The 15655-nt window shown below is 63.4% G+C and carries 15 protein-coding genes; 7 read left to right on the forward strand and 8 right to left on the reverse strand.

All coding sequences use genetic code 11. The features are described 5' to 3' along the window. Positions 1-8 precede the first annotated feature (8 nt). From ACERK3_09100 to ACERK3_09130, 7 genes are all read right to left on the reverse strand, one after another. Positions 9-407, reverse strand: coding sequence for a hypothetical protein (locus ACERK3_09100; protein MFA9478450.1), 399 nt, complete (start codon positions 405-407; stop codon positions 9-11). A 97-nt stretch (positions 408-504) separates the two neighbouring features. After that, positions 505-1137 carry a class I SAM-dependent methyltransferase gene (locus ACERK3_09105; GenBank protein ID MFA9478451.1) on the reverse strand — a complete coding sequence of 211 codons (633 nt, stop codon included), beginning with the start codon at positions 1135-1137 and terminating at the stop codon, positions 505-507. After that, positions 1127-2068 carry a hypothetical protein gene (locus tag ACERK3_09110; GenBank protein MFA9478452.1) on the reverse strand — a complete coding sequence of 314 codons (942 nt, stop codon included), beginning with the start codon at positions 2066-2068 and terminating at the stop codon, positions 1127-1129. Before ACERK3_09110 ends, ACERK3_09105 begins: the two co-directional genes overlap by 11 nt. 105 nt (positions 2069-2173) lie before the next feature. Further along, entirely contained in the window at positions 2174-4051 is a 1878-nt protein-coding gene (locus ACERK3_09115) for a glycosyltransferase (protein ID MFA9478453.1), read from the reverse strand. A 117-nt stretch (positions 4052-4168) separates the two neighbouring features. Continuing rightward, positions 4169-4726, reverse strand: coding sequence for a GNAT family N-acetyltransferase (locus ACERK3_09120; protein MFA9478454.1), 558 nt, complete (start codon positions 4724-4726; stop codon positions 4169-4171). A gap of 57 nt (positions 4727-4783) precedes the next feature. Beyond that, positions 4784-5362, reverse strand: coding sequence for a thioredoxin family protein (locus ACERK3_09125; protein ID MFA9478455.1), 579 nt, complete (start codon positions 5360-5362; stop codon positions 4784-4786). Between the two features lie 102 nt (positions 5363-5464). After that, complete coding sequence (locus ACERK3_09130) at positions 5465-6730, reverse strand: putative sugar nucleotidyl transferase (GenBank protein MFA9478456.1); 1266 nt, start codon at positions 6728-6730, stop codon at positions 5465-5467. A 366-nt stretch (positions 6731-7096) separates the two neighbouring features. Between ACERK3_09130 and dnaA the strand changes: the two genes are divergently transcribed. Further along, positions 7097-8563: a chromosomal replication initiator protein DnaA gene (gene dnaA, locus ACERK3_09135; protein MFA9478457.1), complete on the forward strand. Its 1467-nt coding sequence runs from the start codon at positions 7097-7099 to the stop codon at positions 8561-8563. A 416-nt stretch (positions 8564-8979) separates the two neighbouring features. On the opposite strand, the gene mutM is transcribed toward dnaA, so the two are convergent. Further along, positions 8980-9936 carry a bifunctional DNA-formamidopyrimidine glycosylase/DNA-(apurinic or apyrimidinic site) lyase gene (mutM, locus tag ACERK3_09140; protein MFA9478458.1) on the reverse strand — a complete coding sequence of 319 codons (957 nt, stop codon included), beginning with the start codon at positions 9934-9936 and terminating at the stop codon, positions 8980-8982. Between the two features lie 180 nt (positions 9937-10116). Between mutM and ACERK3_09145 the strand changes: the two genes are divergently transcribed. The 6 genes from ACERK3_09145 (at position 10117) to ACERK3_09170 (ending at position 15589) form a co-directional block, all read left to right on the forward strand. Then, the gene (locus tag ACERK3_09145) at positions 10117-11211 is read left to right on the forward strand and encodes an AAA family ATPase (GenBank protein MFA9478459.1); all 1095 of its coding nucleotides are present in this window, start codon (positions 10117-10119) and stop codon (positions 11209-11211) included. Further along, positions 11208-11447, forward strand: a complete 240-nt coding sequence (locus ACERK3_09150) for a hypothetical protein (protein MFA9478460.1) — start codon at positions 11208-11210, stop codon at positions 11445-11447. The genes ACERK3_09145 and ACERK3_09150 overlap by 4 nt, the downstream gene beginning before the upstream one ends. Before the next feature lie 2 nt (positions 11448-11449). Next, positions 11450-11674: a hypothetical protein gene (locus tag ACERK3_09155; GenBank protein MFA9478461.1), complete on the forward strand. Its 225-nt coding sequence runs from the start codon at positions 11450-11452 to the stop codon at positions 11672-11674. Between the two features lie 56 nt (positions 11675-11730). Beyond that, positions 11731-11985: a hypothetical protein gene (locus ACERK3_09160; GenBank protein ID MFA9478462.1), complete on the forward strand. Its 255-nt coding sequence runs from the start codon at positions 11731-11733 to the stop codon at positions 11983-11985. Continuing rightward, positions 11978-12973 (forward strand): DUF58 domain-containing protein, encoded by a 996-nt coding sequence (locus ACERK3_09165; GenBank protein ID MFA9478463.1) that lies wholly within the window; start codon positions 11978-11980, stop codon positions 12971-12973. Before ACERK3_09160 ends, ACERK3_09165 begins: the two co-directional genes overlap by 8 nt. A 204-nt stretch (positions 12974-13177) precedes the next feature. Continuing rightward, the gene (locus ACERK3_09170; GenBank protein MFA9478464.1) at positions 13178-15589 is read left to right on the forward strand and encodes a BatA domain-containing protein; all 2412 of its coding nucleotides are present in this window, start codon (positions 13178-13180) and stop codon (positions 15587-15589) included. Positions 15590-15655: the final 66 nt, after the last annotated feature.

Here is a 15655-nt window from a genome sequence, read left to right on the forward strand (position 1 = left end):
GCGCTCCGTCAGTCGATCCGCCCGAGGTCGCCGAGGTAGAGAAAGCCCGCCCGGCCGCCGTCGCGGATCGCCACGTTGCTCGGCGAGATGCTGCCGAACACGTCGATCACCTGATCCACCACGCGCTGCGCAAGCGCTTCATCGACCGGCCCGCCATCTTCACGCACGACCGTCACCGCCACATTCGCCGCCCCCGCCCCGCCGATGGCTGTGCCCACCGACACCTGCGCCGCCCCGACCTCGGGCATCGACTCAATCATCCGTGCCAGGCCCACACGTTCCGCCTCCACCGCATGCCGCGCGGCGTCGATCGCCTCCGCGGGCTCCGCCTCCGCCTCGCCCGTTGACTCCGGCGGCGCGGCGCAACCGATCAGCAGCATCAACAACATGCAAAGGAATAATCGCAATGGTTCAGCCTTCATCATGCACATTGTACCCCAACCACCCACATTAGCCGCGAAGCGCCAGCGGAGCGCGAGGCCTACCGTAATGACGACTGATCATTCACCGCCGACGATGCACCGTCTGATGCCAGGCGTTGGTTTCACCGTCGCTGGTGATGGTGACGGTACGCAGCGCGAGCCGATCGTAGCCGGGCAGTTGGCAGGCGGTCGCATCGTGCACGCGATAGGTGAGGCCTTGCAGATGTTCGCTGACGCCGTCGGCGATGCGGCAGCGCGCGACGCCGGGCGCTTCGTCATGCCAGTCGCCGCGCGATTTCGCTTGCAGGGCAAACGTGTTTTCAGGCGTGCGCCAGTTGATCACGACATACCGCGCGTCGAGCCGAGCGAGCTGACGTGTCGGCTCGTCGATGTCCGCGATCATCACCACGCCCCACGCGACAAGCAGATTGATCGGCTGATCGCTGACGTAGTCTTCCAATCGCCCGTGTACCGCACGAACACCGTTGGCCTGCGCGTCGGCGATCATCTGCGGGTCAACGTCAATGCCCTGTGCGTCAAAGCCGAGCTCGCCAAGCAGTCGCACATGTCGGCCGTTGCCGCAGCCGACCACGACTGCCCCGCCACGACGGTGCTCGCTTGGCAGATGTTTGCAGATCAGCGAGACGAGGTCGCTGTCGGGAAAGCGAACGCCGCGCCACACGGCCTGCGACTCGTGAGCCGAGTCAACCGACACGCTGCACCTCCGACAAGCCGACGGCGTGTTGCGATTCGTCCCACGTCGGCAGGCCGAGCATCGCTTCAACGTGTTTCGCGTCGGTGCGCGAGACGATGAACGATCGGCCGTCCCACGGGTTTTGCGTATGAATCATGCCCGTATAACCACGCCGCTTCAGCGGAACGATCAGGTCGTCAGCGGTCGCGCCGTAGCGCGGCGCCATGGGCAACGTGAAGTAATTGCCATGCGACAAGCCATGATCCTGCAAGTGCTCGGCGCAACGGTCGACCTCGTCGCGCATGTACGTTTCAACGTCGAGCCCCATCGCGGTATGCGTCACCGTGTGCACGCCAAGCTCGACCATTTCGTACGGCCGATAGTGCTCCGGCTTCGCAAAACGGTCGGCCAACCGACGTTGCTCATCAATCGTCAACTCGCCGAGCAACCGCTCCGCGCGAGCCTGATCGAATACAAGGTTGAACGCACCTTTGATGATGCGACGATAAGGCATCGCTTCATAGCTATAGATGCGATGCACATACGCGAGCTGGTCGTCCGTCAACGCAGCGCGAACGCGATGGGCCAGATGCTTCAGCTCAATCTCGCTGCGCGTCTTCAGCAGCAACTGCACCATATGCGTCATCGGGTATACCGGCTCATCCAGCCAGGGCCCGGTGATCACACCCACATGCGTCGGAATCCCGCGCTGCTCACACCAGGGCAGGACCAGCTCGGCCCAGTCGCGCGTGCCGTCGTCACTGGTGACGTAAAGCGTGTCAACATCGACCGGCTCGCGCACCTGCGACATCCGCCCGAACCGCCAGCCCGCGGCCCGCGCCGCTTCAAGCTGCCAGCAGAACCGCGCGAAGGGAAACGGAAACGCCCCCAGCACCGCCGGCCGAGCCGGGGTGTGCACCGAGTGATACATCAGGACAATTTTTCGTGCCACGCAGGTCTCCCAGCCGAATCGCTCGTACGGTCGCGTAACGACCATCATCGGCCAGGTTGTCGCAATCGCCCCAAAATTCGCCCGCCCCGCGCGGCCGCGACAGGCTCACACCAGCCGATCGAGTGCCAGCTCGTGGGCCTCGTGGTAGCGCTTGCCGAGGTTGTGCCAGTCGAAGTGTTCCGAGAACGACTCGGCCGAGTTGCGCAGGTTGATCCGCTCGCGACGCGAAAGCTGACAGTAGCGGAACATGCGGTCGGCCAGTTCGTCGGCGGCCTGGTGGAAGTCGCTGTATCGACGGTGAATGATCGAAATGCCCTTCTCCTCGTGGTCCGGGCGAAGCTGCTTGAGGTAGCTGCCGAAGCCGGCGAGGTCGCTGGTGATCGCGGGCACGCCCAGGGCGATCGACTCCAGCGGCGTATAGCCCCACGGCTCGTAGTAGCTGGGGAACACACCAAGGTGACAGCCACGCACAAACTGGTCGTAGTCAATGCCGAACAGCGGGTTTGTCGCGGTGATGAAGTCCGGGTGATAAATCACCTTCACCGGGTCGTGCTCGTTGTTCCAGAGCTGACAATTGCGCAGCTGATTGAGCACGGGGTCTTTCGCATCATCAAGCAAGTCGTGCGTGACGATCAACGGCGGAAGGTCGCGCTTCCAGGCGTACATCGTTCGGCGGAGGCGCAGCCGCCAGTAGTCATCGATGAGCGTGTTGAGGTCGGGGATCTGCCCGGCGGTCGCGGCCTGGAAGAGTTTTTCGCCGATGTCTTCCTTGATCGCTTCGCTGGCGTTGCGGAACTCGCGGAGCATGGCTCGGCTTTGCAGCGCGGTAACGTTGATCGACCGCGTGGGCGCTCGGGTGATCACAAAGAACACCACCGTCACCGGCGAGCCGGCTTCGCGCAGGCGATGGTTCAGCCGAGCGAGCGCTTCGATGGTGAGGTCCATGCCCTTGTTGCGATACTCGTATCGGCCGGAGGTGAAGAAGTAGAGCGTGTTGTCGAGGTCGAAGTGATAGCTGGGGAAGAAGTGGCCGACGGTGAACTCGTGAATGCGCTCTTTATATTCGCGGTGCAGGTTTTGAAACTCGTGCAGCGCTGCGAAGCGTTGGATGTTCAAGCCGTTGGGCAGCAGGAGGTCGACCGGTCGGCCGAGCAGGTGCTTGCACTCTTCGGCGGTAACGTCGGAGACGGTGGTGAACACGTGACTGCCATGGGCAGCGGCGCGTTCGATGCGGTGTTGCGCGACGATGTTGTAGTGGGCGGCTTCGCCCTCCGCGTCGAAAAACGGCAGGTGGTCGTAAAAGACCGGGTGGTTCATCGCGAGGTATCGGCCGAGCAGCGTCGCGTGCGTGGTGAAGATGATCGAGCCCGGCCAGGCGTCTTTGCGCAGCATGGGCACGGCAGCGCCGGCCATCCATTCGTGAAAGTGGGTCACGATCTTCCGCCGGGGCGATTCCTTCTGCGCGAGCAGTTGGAGGAACAGGCGGACCGACTCGCCGAACGCGACGACGTTGTTGACCATCTCATCATCGCCGGGCGTGGAGATGTGGTGGTCGGTCCAGAGGCGGTACTTGACTTCGTGCAGGTAGCGGAACGCGTCGAGATAGTTGAGCAACACGACGTGCGGTCGGCCGGTGACCAGCCATCGGCCGTAGTGTGCGCCGAAGCCGAGCTCGCGCATCTGTTTCACCGCCTGGCCGACGGCGCCGACGAGCGGCGCGGGCTCGAACTCGACCTGTGCGGACTGATGGCTGTAGGGTCCGATGAGGCAATAGCGATTGCCCCAGCGGTTCATCATGCTGGGCACTTTCGAGCGAAGCACGGTGTAGATGCCGCCGACCTGATTGCAGACTTCCCAGGCGCATTCGAGCAGCAACGGCTCGGCACGTCGGCTTCGCGGTGCGCGTTTGCCGTCTTCCGATCCCGCATCGATTTCTTCGAGGCCTTCGAGACTGGGATCGGATTTGACGTCGCGCTGATTCATCGAGAGTGTCCCACAACCACACTGCCTGAAAAATGACCCTCTGCCGCCGTGGATTGTACGGCATGATCTGGTCAACCGCGAAGCGCCAGACAGCGCGCTTCGCGGCGAGCTCAGCGGTTATTGCTTCTGCCAGTCGGCGCGCTTCAGGCGGTAGCGTACGTGTTCGAGATCGTAGCGGGTGACGCGGTCTTCGGCTTTGAAGCCGAGCTTCTCGGCGACGCGCTGCGAAGCGGTGTGGTTGGGGACGATAAAGGCGACCAGCTCGTCGGCATTCAAGTCGTTGAAGGCGAGGTTGACCACGGCGGTGGACGCTTCGGTGGCCAGGCCCTGCCCCCAGAAGCCGGGCATGATGGCGTAGGACAGTTCGAGTTCGTCCTTGCCGGTGGTGTTGGTCCATTGGACACCCATGCGACCGATGAAGGCGTTGCTGCTTTTTTCGAACCACATCCACAGGCCGTAGCCGTGCTTTTTCCAGTGTTCGATGATTTCGTCGAAGCGCTCGTCGACTTGCTCCGACGGCAGCGGCGTGCCGGTGGGCGAAAGCGTGCGGGCGACGCTGGGTTCGCGGTGCAGTTGATGGAGCAGGTCGCGGTCGGGCAGTTCGATGCGCTGACCTTTGAGTCGATCGGTTTGAATGGTGTCGTAATCGTGCATGGTGTTGGCGGGTCGCGTCATGATTGGCGTTCTCTGAACTTGTCGCGAGTCAGTGGCGGTGTTGCTGAGGGCGTGGGGTCATGCGGTGAAGTAGTCGGGCTCGTTGCCGATTCGCCATTTGATGTTGCAGCCGATGGACGGCTTCTGCTCGGGCGTGTCTTTGCCTTCGAGGATGGCGTCGAGAGCGGCGCGGAGGTCGCGGCCGTCGGGCTTGTGGCCGGCGTTGGGTCGTGTGTCGTCGAGCTGGCCGCGGTAGGCGAGCTTGCGTTGTTTGTCGAAGACGTAGAAGTCGGGTGTGCAGGCGGCGCGGTAGTCCTTGGCGACTTGTTGTGTTTCGTCGTAGAGGTAGGGGAAGGGGAAGCCGTGCTCTTTTTTCTGGTGGGCCATGTGTTTCGGGCTGTCGTCGGGGTACTTTTCGACGTCGTTGCTCATGATGGCGACGAAGCCGACGTTTTTGGCCTGGTAGTCCTTGGCAAGCTCGGCGAGCTCGTCCTGCACATGCTTGACGTAGGGGCAGTGGACGCAGATGAACATGACGACGAGGGCGTCTTTGCCTGCGAAGCTTTTGAGGCTGACGGGTTCGCCTTCCGTGTCGGGCAGCGTGAAGTCGGGGGCCTGCGTGCCGAGTTCGAGCATGGTGGACGGGGTCAAAGCCATGGTCCATCTCCCTTGAAAACAAATTGCGTTGATCGGTGGGGCTTGAACCTAGTGTAGTCGACCATGGGTGGCGTTGGTAGGTCGGTTGGCTAGCCGATTGGTTTATGGGTTGGGCTGTTGGTGCAGGTGACGGAGGAGGTCTGCTTCGGTTTGGGTGAAGGTATCGCCGCGGCGGGCGAGCATGCGGGCGGTCATGTCGATGAGGCGGTCGATGTCGTAGGGTTCGCGGCCGGCGTCGGTGTAGAAGCCGAACGGCGGTGCGTGTTTGGGGGCGAAGCTGGAGAGGGCGAGCATGCAGCCGGTGTGGATGACGGAGCCGGTGAGCAGTTGCGTGCCGATGGCGGTGCGGACGAAGTCGCCGAGGATGGGGCCGTGGAACATACGGCCGGTGTCCTGGGGTGGTGTGTGTGGGTCGAGTTGGATGCGGACGTGGCCGTAGGTGTTTTTGAGGTTGGAGACGTTGGTGTCAGCGCCGAGGTTGCACCACTGTCCGACGAGGCTGTTGCCGAGGTAGCCGAGGTGTGATTTGTTGGAGTGGCTGTGGATGATGGCGCCGGAGACTTCGCCGCCGACTTTGCAGTGCGGGCCCACGACGGTGTGGGGGCGGATGGCGGTGTGGGCGGCGAGGGTGGTGTGAGCGCCGATGTAGCACGGGCCCTGGAGCATGGTGAACGGGTTGATCAAGGCGTGGTCGTCGATGACGATCGGGCCTGCCTCGGCGTTGAGCACGACGGTGGGCAGGAGGCGGGCGGCAGGGCCGAGATGGACGGGGTGATCACCGATCACGTGGACGTTGGGGTGGTCGGCCGGGTTGAGCGTGGGCAGCGTGGAGGCGGCGAGGTCGGCGTGAAGCGCGGCGGGCAGCTCGTCGAGCACATGCCACGGCCGAGCGAGCAACACGCGGTCGGGCAGCGTGGTGGCGGTGATGTTGTCGGGCAGGTGATGGTCGGTGGAGGTGGTGGTGTCAGCGGTGGTGGTGAGCCAGTGGTTGGCGGCGGTGTGGGGCAGGCGGAGGGCGACGATGCCGCCGTCGGCTTCGATGAGGGCGTGGCTTGGCGCGAGCTGGGTGATGAGCTGGGCGTGGGCGGTTGCGTTCCATCGGCCGTTGACGAGCAGCCAGTCGCCCGCGGTGAGCGGCTGGTTGATGGTGAACGTGGGATTGGGGTCAGCCGTGGCGGCTCGCTCGCGGCAGACGGGGGCGAGGCGATCGGGCATGTGCAGGGCGTCGGCCGGTCGGCCGAGGACGCGCTCGATACGTTGGCGGGTGGTGTGAGCGCCGGTGCGCAGGTCGAAGACGGGGCGGCGGTCGGTCATCGGCCCCCATTGCCCGCGGGCGTCGTCGAAGATCAGCAATCGCGGCTGGCTCATATCGGTGGAGCACGATAGCAGGAATGAGCGAGGGTGGGGATGGTGATTGCTGATTTCTAATTGCTGATTGCTGATTGGGGGAGCATGCCGATGCGGGCGGTGATTAGAAATCAGCGATCAGCAATGCCGACGGATCCGGCCCTTTGCTCGCGGACTCGCTCAGGGCTCGGCTTGGGCGAGCTTGGGCGCTTCTTTGATTGCGTCAGGTGTTAGGAATGTTGGTCTGTGTGGTTGGAAGGCGGTGTTGGTCGGTGTGTCGTTGACAGGGTTGCGGTCGCGTCGTAGCTTGACCCGTTGCCCGGCCGGGGCCGACGTTTGTTTTGGCCGGCGTTTATCGAGCGAATTTTCACAGGCAATCACGCGATCATGGGCAAGCTGGACCCCGCGCTGTGGCGCGACATCATGACGTACCTGCGCCGTCGACACGCGCCGATCTGTCGGCAGTGGTTCGAGGACCTGGACCTGGTGGCCATGGATTCGGGCTTGCTGCAGGTGCGGACTTCGTCGAGCGTGCAGCGCAACTACCTTCAGAACAAGTGTCTCGACCCCTTCACCGAAGCGGCGCAAGCGGTGACGGGCAACCTGGTGGCGGTGCGTTTCGTCAATGAACAGGACGCGAAGCCGAGCGACAACGGTGAGGCCGTCGCCGCGGCGGCGGCGAAGACCGCCCCGGCCGCGAACAGTGAGGCCAACCTCGCCCGGCCCGCCGACCCCCCTGCCGAGCCGGAGCCGACCGGCCGACGGACCAGCGCGGCGCGGCCGCGGCACGGCGACCTGTTCGCCGACCAGGTGGTGCTCAGTCCGGATTACAGCTTTGACAATTTCATCAGCGGGCCGAACAACCAGCTCGCCTACGCCGCGGCGGTGGCGGTCGCGAATCAGCCGGGCACGGCGTACAACCCGCTGTTTATTCATGGCGGCGTCGGGCTGGGCAAGACCCACCTGCTTCAAGCGATCTGCCAGAAGATCATGGAAGATCGGCCGGACACGCAGATCCTCTACGTCTCCTGCGATGCGTTCATGAACCAGTTCATCGAATGTGTCCAGTCGGGACAAATGCACGAGTTCCGCCATCGCTACCGGCATGTGGATGTGCTGGTGATCGACGATATTCACTTCCTGGCCAACCGCGAGCGGTCGCAGGAAGAGTTTTTCCATACGTTCAACGATCTTTACCAGTCCAACCGGCAGATCGTGCTCAGCTCGGACGCAGCGCCGTCGGAGATACCGCACCTGGAAGAGCGGCTGCTCAGCCGATTCCAGTGGGGGCTGGTGGCGAATGTGACGAAGCCGCATTACGAAACGCGGGTGGCGATCCTGCGGGCGAAGGTGAAGCTGCGCGGCATTGAGATGCCCGACGATGTGGTGGGGTATATCGCGAACAAGATCGACTCGAACGCGCGTGAGCTGGAAGGGGCGATCACGACGATCCAGGCCCACGCGGCGCTGCAGGACCAGATCATCGACCTGAACCTCGCCCGCACAGCGTTGGGCGACAGCAGCGGCGAGCCGAGGACGAATCAACTGACGTTGCAGCAGATCATCGACGCGGTGACGGACCACTACAACGTTCGTTTGAGCGACCTGCAAAGCCGACGTCGCCACAAGAGCGTCACCGAGCCGAGGCAGGTGTGCATGTACCTGGCGCGGAAGCGGACGCGTTTCAGCCTGGAAGAGATTGGCGGGTACTTCGGCGGCCGGGACCATACGACCGTGATGCACTCGATCCGCACGGTGCAGGATCGGCTGGAGTCGGACGCGAGCTTCTCCCGGCAACTGGATCAGATGGATAACGCGATTCAGCGCAGTGCGGATGATGCGCGGTCGGGGTGAGGTTGTGGGTCATTTCCGTTTGGGCCGCGCCGGAGAGCGTGGTGCTCGCACCGCGGCTAAATGTTTTTATTGCTTACACCCACGGATTGAATCCGTGGGCTTCCCGCGCGCCCGGGATTCATGTCCGATTCGTAATTCGATGGGAAATCGGGGGGTTATCGAGGGGGTTCGGGGCCTGTCGTGGGCGCTGTGGAAAACTCGTGTAAAGGCGCGCGGCGGACGGTGGCGGCGCGTCGGGCTGGAAACTTGAGCCGACAGGGGCGTGGGGCCGATAACGTGATGAACAACGTTCCAGTGCGATCTGCTGGTTTTCCCGCAGCGGGGTTCCGGCGCCAGGCCGACAAGTTATCCACAGGGTGGTTTTGCGGTGTAACTGTTTGTTTTTAAGGGTTTAACTGATTTCTTGGAGGCTTTGCTCACAAAGCGCCAGGGCTACTACTGTGAGGTAGGGAAGTATTTCTCTTCTCTTCCTTAGGAAGTGTCGCGCGGGGGTTGTCGGACGTGGTTGGCTGACAATCGGGGCACCAGGCGGTGGTACGGCCGGCGACGATCGCGGTGTGGACAATGCCCCGGCAGGCGCGTCGTCGGCAGGGCTGGTCGGCTCGGCCGTAGACGCGGTGGCGGAGCTGGTAGCTGCCGACGTCGCCGTTGCTGTCGACGTAGTCGCGGAGGGTGGAGCCACCGGCGGCAATGGCTTTGCGGAGCAGGGTCCGCATGTGGCGGACGAGGGAGTCGGCCTGGGGGCGGGTGAGGGTGTGGGCGGGCTGCTGGGGGGCGAGGCGGGTGTTGAACAGCAGCTCGTCGACGTAAATGTTGCCCAGGCCTGCGATGACGGTCTGGTCGAGAAGCACGGCTTTGAGGGCGCGCTGGGTGGTTTGAAGCTGGCGGTGCAGTCGGGCGGGTGTGATGGCGAGCGCATCGTCGCCGAGGCGGGCCCAGCGGCTTGCGTGGAGGGCTTGCGGGGTTGGGAAGGTCCAGAGGCCGCCGAAGCGTCTGGGGTCGCGGAACAGGAGCTTGAGGCCGTTGTCGAGCTGCCAGTGGGCGTGGACGTGTTTGAGCGGTTGGCCTGCGGAGGCGGTGGCGCAGTGGTCGAGGGGGTTTTGGTGGTGGTCGTGGGTTTGGGTGGGCGTTTCGATGCGGAGTGAGCCGGACATGCCGAGGTGGACGCAGAGGCATGGGCCTGGCGTGATGAGGGCGAGTTGCTTGCCGTGGCGGACGAGAGCGGTGATGGGCTTGCCTTGCAGGAGCGCGGCGGGGGTACGGCGGCCGATGAGGACGTCGTCGCGGTGGAGGGTGGCGCGGGCGACGGTTCGGCCGAGGAGGTGGCGTTCGAGGGTGAGGCGGAGGTTTTCGACTTCAGGCAGTTCGGGCATGGGTGGGGGAAGTTTCGGGTTTTTAGTTTCTAGTTTCTAGTTTTGGGTTGGGGGGGCAGACGCCCACGACGTCACGCCGTGGGCTTCGGGGGGGTAATTGGAGTGAACATTGTAGGTTGGGGAGGGGTATACTTGGCCAGCGGCTATTGAGGTTTTGTCACAGCGCAAGCTGGAGGTTGCATGTCCGACGACGCACCGAAGCAGTCCCCATCGACGAGTGATTCGCAGTCGAACGGTGAGCGATCGCCGGACGAATTGCTCAATGAGGTTCAGCAGGCATCGCGGCAGTTGCACGACCAGGTGTCGAAGATCGTGGTCGGGCAGGAAGAGGTGATTGAGCAGGTGTTCATCAGCCTGTTCACGCGGGGGCATGCGCTGTTAGTCGGTGTGCCGGGGCTGGCGAAGACGTTGCTGGTGTCGACGATTGCACGGTCGTTGAGTTTGGCGTTTTCGCGGGTGCAGTTTACGCCGGACCTGATGCCGAGCGACATTACGGGCACGGAGGTGATTGAGGAGGATCGCACGACGGGCAAGCGGCATTTGCGGTTTGTGAAGGGGCCTGTGTTTGCGAATGTGATTTTGGCGGACGAGATTAACCGCACGCCGCCGAAGACGCAGGCGGCGTTGTTGGAGGCGATGCAGGAGCATCATGTGACGGCGGGCGGGATGCGGCATGCGTTGCCTCAGCCTTTCTTTGTGCTGGCGACGCAGAATCCGATTGAGCAGGAAGGGACGTATCCGCTGCCGGAGGCGCAGCTGGACCGTTTCATGTTCATGATTCGGGTGGGGTATCCGGACGAGCAGCAGGAACTGGACATTGTGAAGCGGACGACGTCGCGGCATCACGTGGACGTTGAGCCTGTGCTGGATGCGGCGAAGGTGTTGCAGATTCAGGAGCTGGTGCGTGACGTGCCGGTGGCGGACCATGTGGTGCGTTATGCATTGCGGCTTGCGCGGGCGACGCGATTGCCAGAGCCGGGTCAGGCGGACGATCGGCCGGAGTTTATGCGGCAGTATTTGAGTTGGGGGGCCGGGCCGCGGGCGAGCCAGTACCTGGTGCTCGGCGGCAAGGCGCGGGCGATATTGGACGGCCGAACGCATGTGACGATGGACGACATTCGGCATGTGGCAGCGCCGGTGCTGCGACATCGGTTGATTGCGAACTTCGCGGCGGAGGCGGATGGCGTGACGACGGATAATTTGATCGAGCGATTGCTTGAGGCGATGCCGGCGGAGGGTGCGAACGATCCGCAGGCGGAGGCGGTGATGCGGTGAAGAAACTTCACCGTCTTCGGAGCGAGTTGCGCCATGTGGAGACAATTGCCACTGGTCCCGGCGTAAGAGCATTGCCGTACTTGCGCGAGGTCTATGGCCCGGGCAAGTGGCGAAAGATGAAAGGGGTAGCGGAAGTCGAATTGACAACGGGGGAAGTCGTGACGGCTGAAGTGCATTGGTATGAGGCGCACGGCATTGGTCGCGTTGACTGGAAAATCAAACGTGAGCTTGAGTGATCATGAAAGACGAAAAACACCAGTTTGTGATCTGCATCCGCAATGAGCAGAACCCGGCATCGCTCCAGAAGCGCAAGCTTTATCGCGTGGTCGATCCGTTGCCGAACGATCCGGAAGGTTACCTCAGAATCATTGACGAGGAAGAGGAGGATTACCTTTACCCACGCGAGTGGTTCATGGCAGTAGACCTTCCCAAAGCAGCGATCGAAGCGCTGGAGGCGGCGTGACGGGTGGATCCAATTCTGAATCGCGCCGGTCAGTCGAGACTCGTCGTGGTCGGCTTGTGGAATTGGCAAAAGCCATTCAGGGCGGGTCGGTTGATTTCGTTGATCACTGTGGCGAGCTGTGGGCATTGATGGAAGATGAGTTTGGGATGGATAAAACCGCACGTTTCTGTCTCGACATGTTGTATTCGGAAGCAGTGGTTTGTCCGGAAGATCATGATTTGAACGAGGTGCGAGACGAGTACCGTAAGGATGTGATGGCTGCGTGTGAGTTCGTTCTTCAGCAAGCCAAGTCATGGGAGCCGTATGGCTGAAACTCACACGGCCAACTATCTGGATCCTGCGCTACTGGCGACCGTCGGCTCGTTGGAGCTGCGCGCTCGGATGATTGTGGAAGGGCTCATGACCGGGCAGCATCGGTCGCCGCATCAGGGGTTTTCGGTTGAGTTCGCGCAGCATCGGCAATATGTGCCCGGCGATGACACGCGGTTTCTCGACTGGAAAGTGTTCGGCAAGACGGACAAGCTCTACCTCAAGCAATATCAGAAAGAAACCAACCTCGACATGGTCGTGCTGGTCGATGTGTCAGGCTCGATGAGTTATGCGAGCAAGCGCGGCGGCGACAAGCAGGCGGCCGGGTGGCGGAAGTTTGATCATGCAGCCACGCTGGCGGCGGCGATGGCGCACCTGGCACTCAAGCAGCAGGATCGCGTGGGGGTGACGTTGTTTGACGATCAACTGCGCGCCGCGACTCGGCTATCCAACAACCAGGGACACTGGCGGAACATCGTTGAAGCGCTGAGCACCGTCGAAATCAAAAGCAACGACGCGGCGAGCAGCGCGCAGCGGAAAGAGCAAGCGAGCGACCCGACGTTGGCGGACGCGCAGACTGACTTCGCGGGGCTGTTCGATCGAGTGGTGGCGAAGCTTAACCAGCGGTCGTTGATCGTGCTGATCAGCGATCTGTTTGATGATGTGGCAGTGCTGGAGCAAGGGCTCGCACGGCTGCATCATCGTCGGCATGATGTGATCGTGTTGCAGACGCTGGACCCGGCGGAGTTGAGTTTTCCGTTTCGTTCGCCGAGCGATTTTCTGGGGCTGGAAGCGGAGGGTCGGCTGCCGTTGGACCCGTCGGCGCTGCGCGACTATTACCTGGAAGTGCTCAACGAACAGTTGCAGGCGATCGAGCAGGCGGCGCGGAAGTTTCGCTTTGATTATCTGATGCTGGATACGTCGAAGAGTATTGGCCCGCCGTTGAGCCACTTTTTGGCGCGACGGGCGGCGGCGATCGGGAAGGGGTGAGGGATGTTGTTATTACGCCAAGACGCCAAGGGGCCAAGACGCCAAGGACAAGGCAAAGAAGGGAAAGGTATGGAGAATCAGAACAAGATTTTCTCTCTTTCTATTTCTTCTCTGTGTAACTGTGTTTCTGTGGTTCAGCCGGTTTTTTCTTCTTGGCGGCTTGGCGACTTGGCGTCTTGGCGTATGGGCTCGAACTGAGAAAGTATGCAAGCGACACTCGCCCAGGTTGGAGCTTTGTTTACCGTGCCGGCGCTGGCGGCGGCGGGGGCGGCGGCGGTGTCGATCCCGATCATTATTCATTTGCTGTATCGCATGCGCCGGCGGCCGGAGCCCTGGGGGGCGATGCGGTTTCTCATGTTGGCATATCGGCGACATCGACAGCGATTGCGGTTCGAGCAGTGGCTGCTGCTGGCGACGCGGTGTCTGCTGGTGTTGCTGTTGGGGCTGGCGTTGGCGGGACCGGTGTTGACCGGGTGTCAGGGTTGGCTGGGTGGGTTTGATGCGCGGGGGCGACATGTGCATATCGTGATGGATGATGCGATGTCGGTTCAGGCGGAAGATGCGGTGGGTGCGGTGCGGCTGGATCAGTTGCGGGCGACGGCGCTGGCGATGGTGGACGAGCTTGGCGCGAGCGATCGGGTGACAGTGTGGCGCGGTGGTCGGCCGGCAGAGCGGCTGGTTGAGGCGGAGACGGATCGGTCGGCGTTGCGTTCGGCGATCGAGGGGTTTGAGCCGAGGTACGGTCGGCCGGACGTGCCGGCGGCGCTGGCGATGGTGAGCGAAACGCTTTCGCGCGAGGGGGTGGCGCGGGGGTCGGCGGACGTGGTGGTGTTGAGCGACTTTTCACGTTCGGGGCGTTACCTGGAAGAGGCGACGCCGTCGGCGTTGCGCGGGCTGGGTGAGCGGGCGGATGTGTGGGCGGTTCGGCCTAGCGAGGGGCTGGCGAATGTGCAGATCGCGTCGCTTCGGCCGCGGCGGTCGATGGTGCTCGCGGGCGAGCAGGCGGGCGATGCGTCGGTGCCGGTGACGGTGGCGCTGCGGCGGTTCGGGCCGGTGCTCGAGGCGGGCAGCGTGGATGTGACGTTGACGCTGATGGATGATGACGGGCGGGCGCTGGAGCGGGTGACGCGAAGCCAGCGGTTCGCCGAGGGGCAGAGCACGGCGACGTTGAATATGTCGCTGCCGATTGGCGACGATGCTTCGCCGGGCTCGTCGACGGACGCGGCGCGTGTGCTGGTGGTGCATGGTCAGGTGGATGGCGGGGGCATGACGAATCGGCTGCGCGCGGATGATGAGCGGCTGGCGGTGGTGGAAGTGCGTCGGCAGTTGCGTGTGGCGTTGGTGGATGAGCGGGATGGGGCGCGGGATGAGGTTGGGCTTCGGCCGGTGCAGTGGTTGCTGCTGGGGCTTTCGCCGTTGGAGGCGAACGATGGCGGGCCGGTGGGGTTGTCGTTGCATCCGCCGGGCGCGGTGTCGTCGGGGATGTTGGGCGAGCATGATGCGGTGTTTGTGCTTCGGCCGGACGCGTTGAACGACGAGGCGTGGCGGGACTTGTCGGGGTTTGTGGCGGACGGTGGGTTGGCGTGGGTGTTGACGCCGGCGGTGGAGACGACGGCGGTCTGGCCGACGGCGATGCAGCGGGCGTTTGAGTTGGATTGGCGGCTGGCGATGGAGCCGGACGAACTGGATGCGGCCGCGGCGGGCTGGACGCTGGCGGAGCGCGATCGCGCGCCGGAGGCATTGTCGCTGCTGTCGGCGGACTGGGATGCGCTGCTGCGGCCGGTGCGGGTGTATCGTCGCTTGCCGTTGGTTGCGCCGGAGGCGGACCGGTGGTTAACGGTGGACGGTGATGTGGAGGGGCCTGCGTTGTTGACGGCGCATGAGCATGGACAAGGGACGTTGATGTTGCTCGCGGCGGCGTTGGATAGTGAATGGACGAATTTGCCTGCGAAGCCGATGTTCGTGCCGTTGCTGCATGAGAGTTTGCGTGGTGTGCTGGGTGAGGCGCGGGGGCGGATCGTGCCGAACGTGGTGTCGGGCGATCGGCCGACGCTGGGCCCGGCGTGGCGCGGGGTGGAGCAGTTGACGCGAGCGCGGGCGTTCGGGCCGACGGCGTTGCCGGCGGTTGACGGTGCGGAGCCGACGCGGTTGGCGTTGCAGGCGGATGATGAGGCGGGGTTGTTGCTGCGTCGGTCGGCGGATCGGCCGGGCGTGTATGCGGCGCCGGCGGATGCGGCGGCGTTGAAGCTGGCGGTGAATGTGGATGCGTCGGCGGGCGATACGCAGGCGGTCAGTGAAGAGCAGTTGGCGCGCTGGTTGAGCGGGTTGGGCGCGTGGCAGTTTATTGATATGGATGATCCGGGCGCGGCGCTGCGGCGGGAGGCGCGGTCGTTGAACCTGGGCTGGCCGTTGTTGTGGGTGGTGTTGGCATTGTTACTGCTTGAGACGTTGTTGGCGCGGCGGTTCAGTCATGCGTATGCGGGGCCGAGGGGGACGTTGGCGGGCGGGTTGTCGCGGGTGATGCGGGTGGTGCGCCCGGTGGACGGTGGCGGGAATGGGGCGGTGAAGGGGGAGCGGAAACAGAAGCGGGAGCGGGACACAGTGGGGGTGAAGTGATTCATATGGGGAGACCCACGGATGCCATCCGTGGGCTTTGAGGTTGGGGTTGGGGTGCGTGTGATG

The organism is Phycisphaerales bacterium AB-hyl4 (genome assembly GCA_041821185.1).
GTDB lineage: Bacteria > Planctomycetota > Phycisphaerae > Phycisphaerales > Phycisphaeraceae > Natronomicrosphaera > Natronomicrosphaera hydrolytica.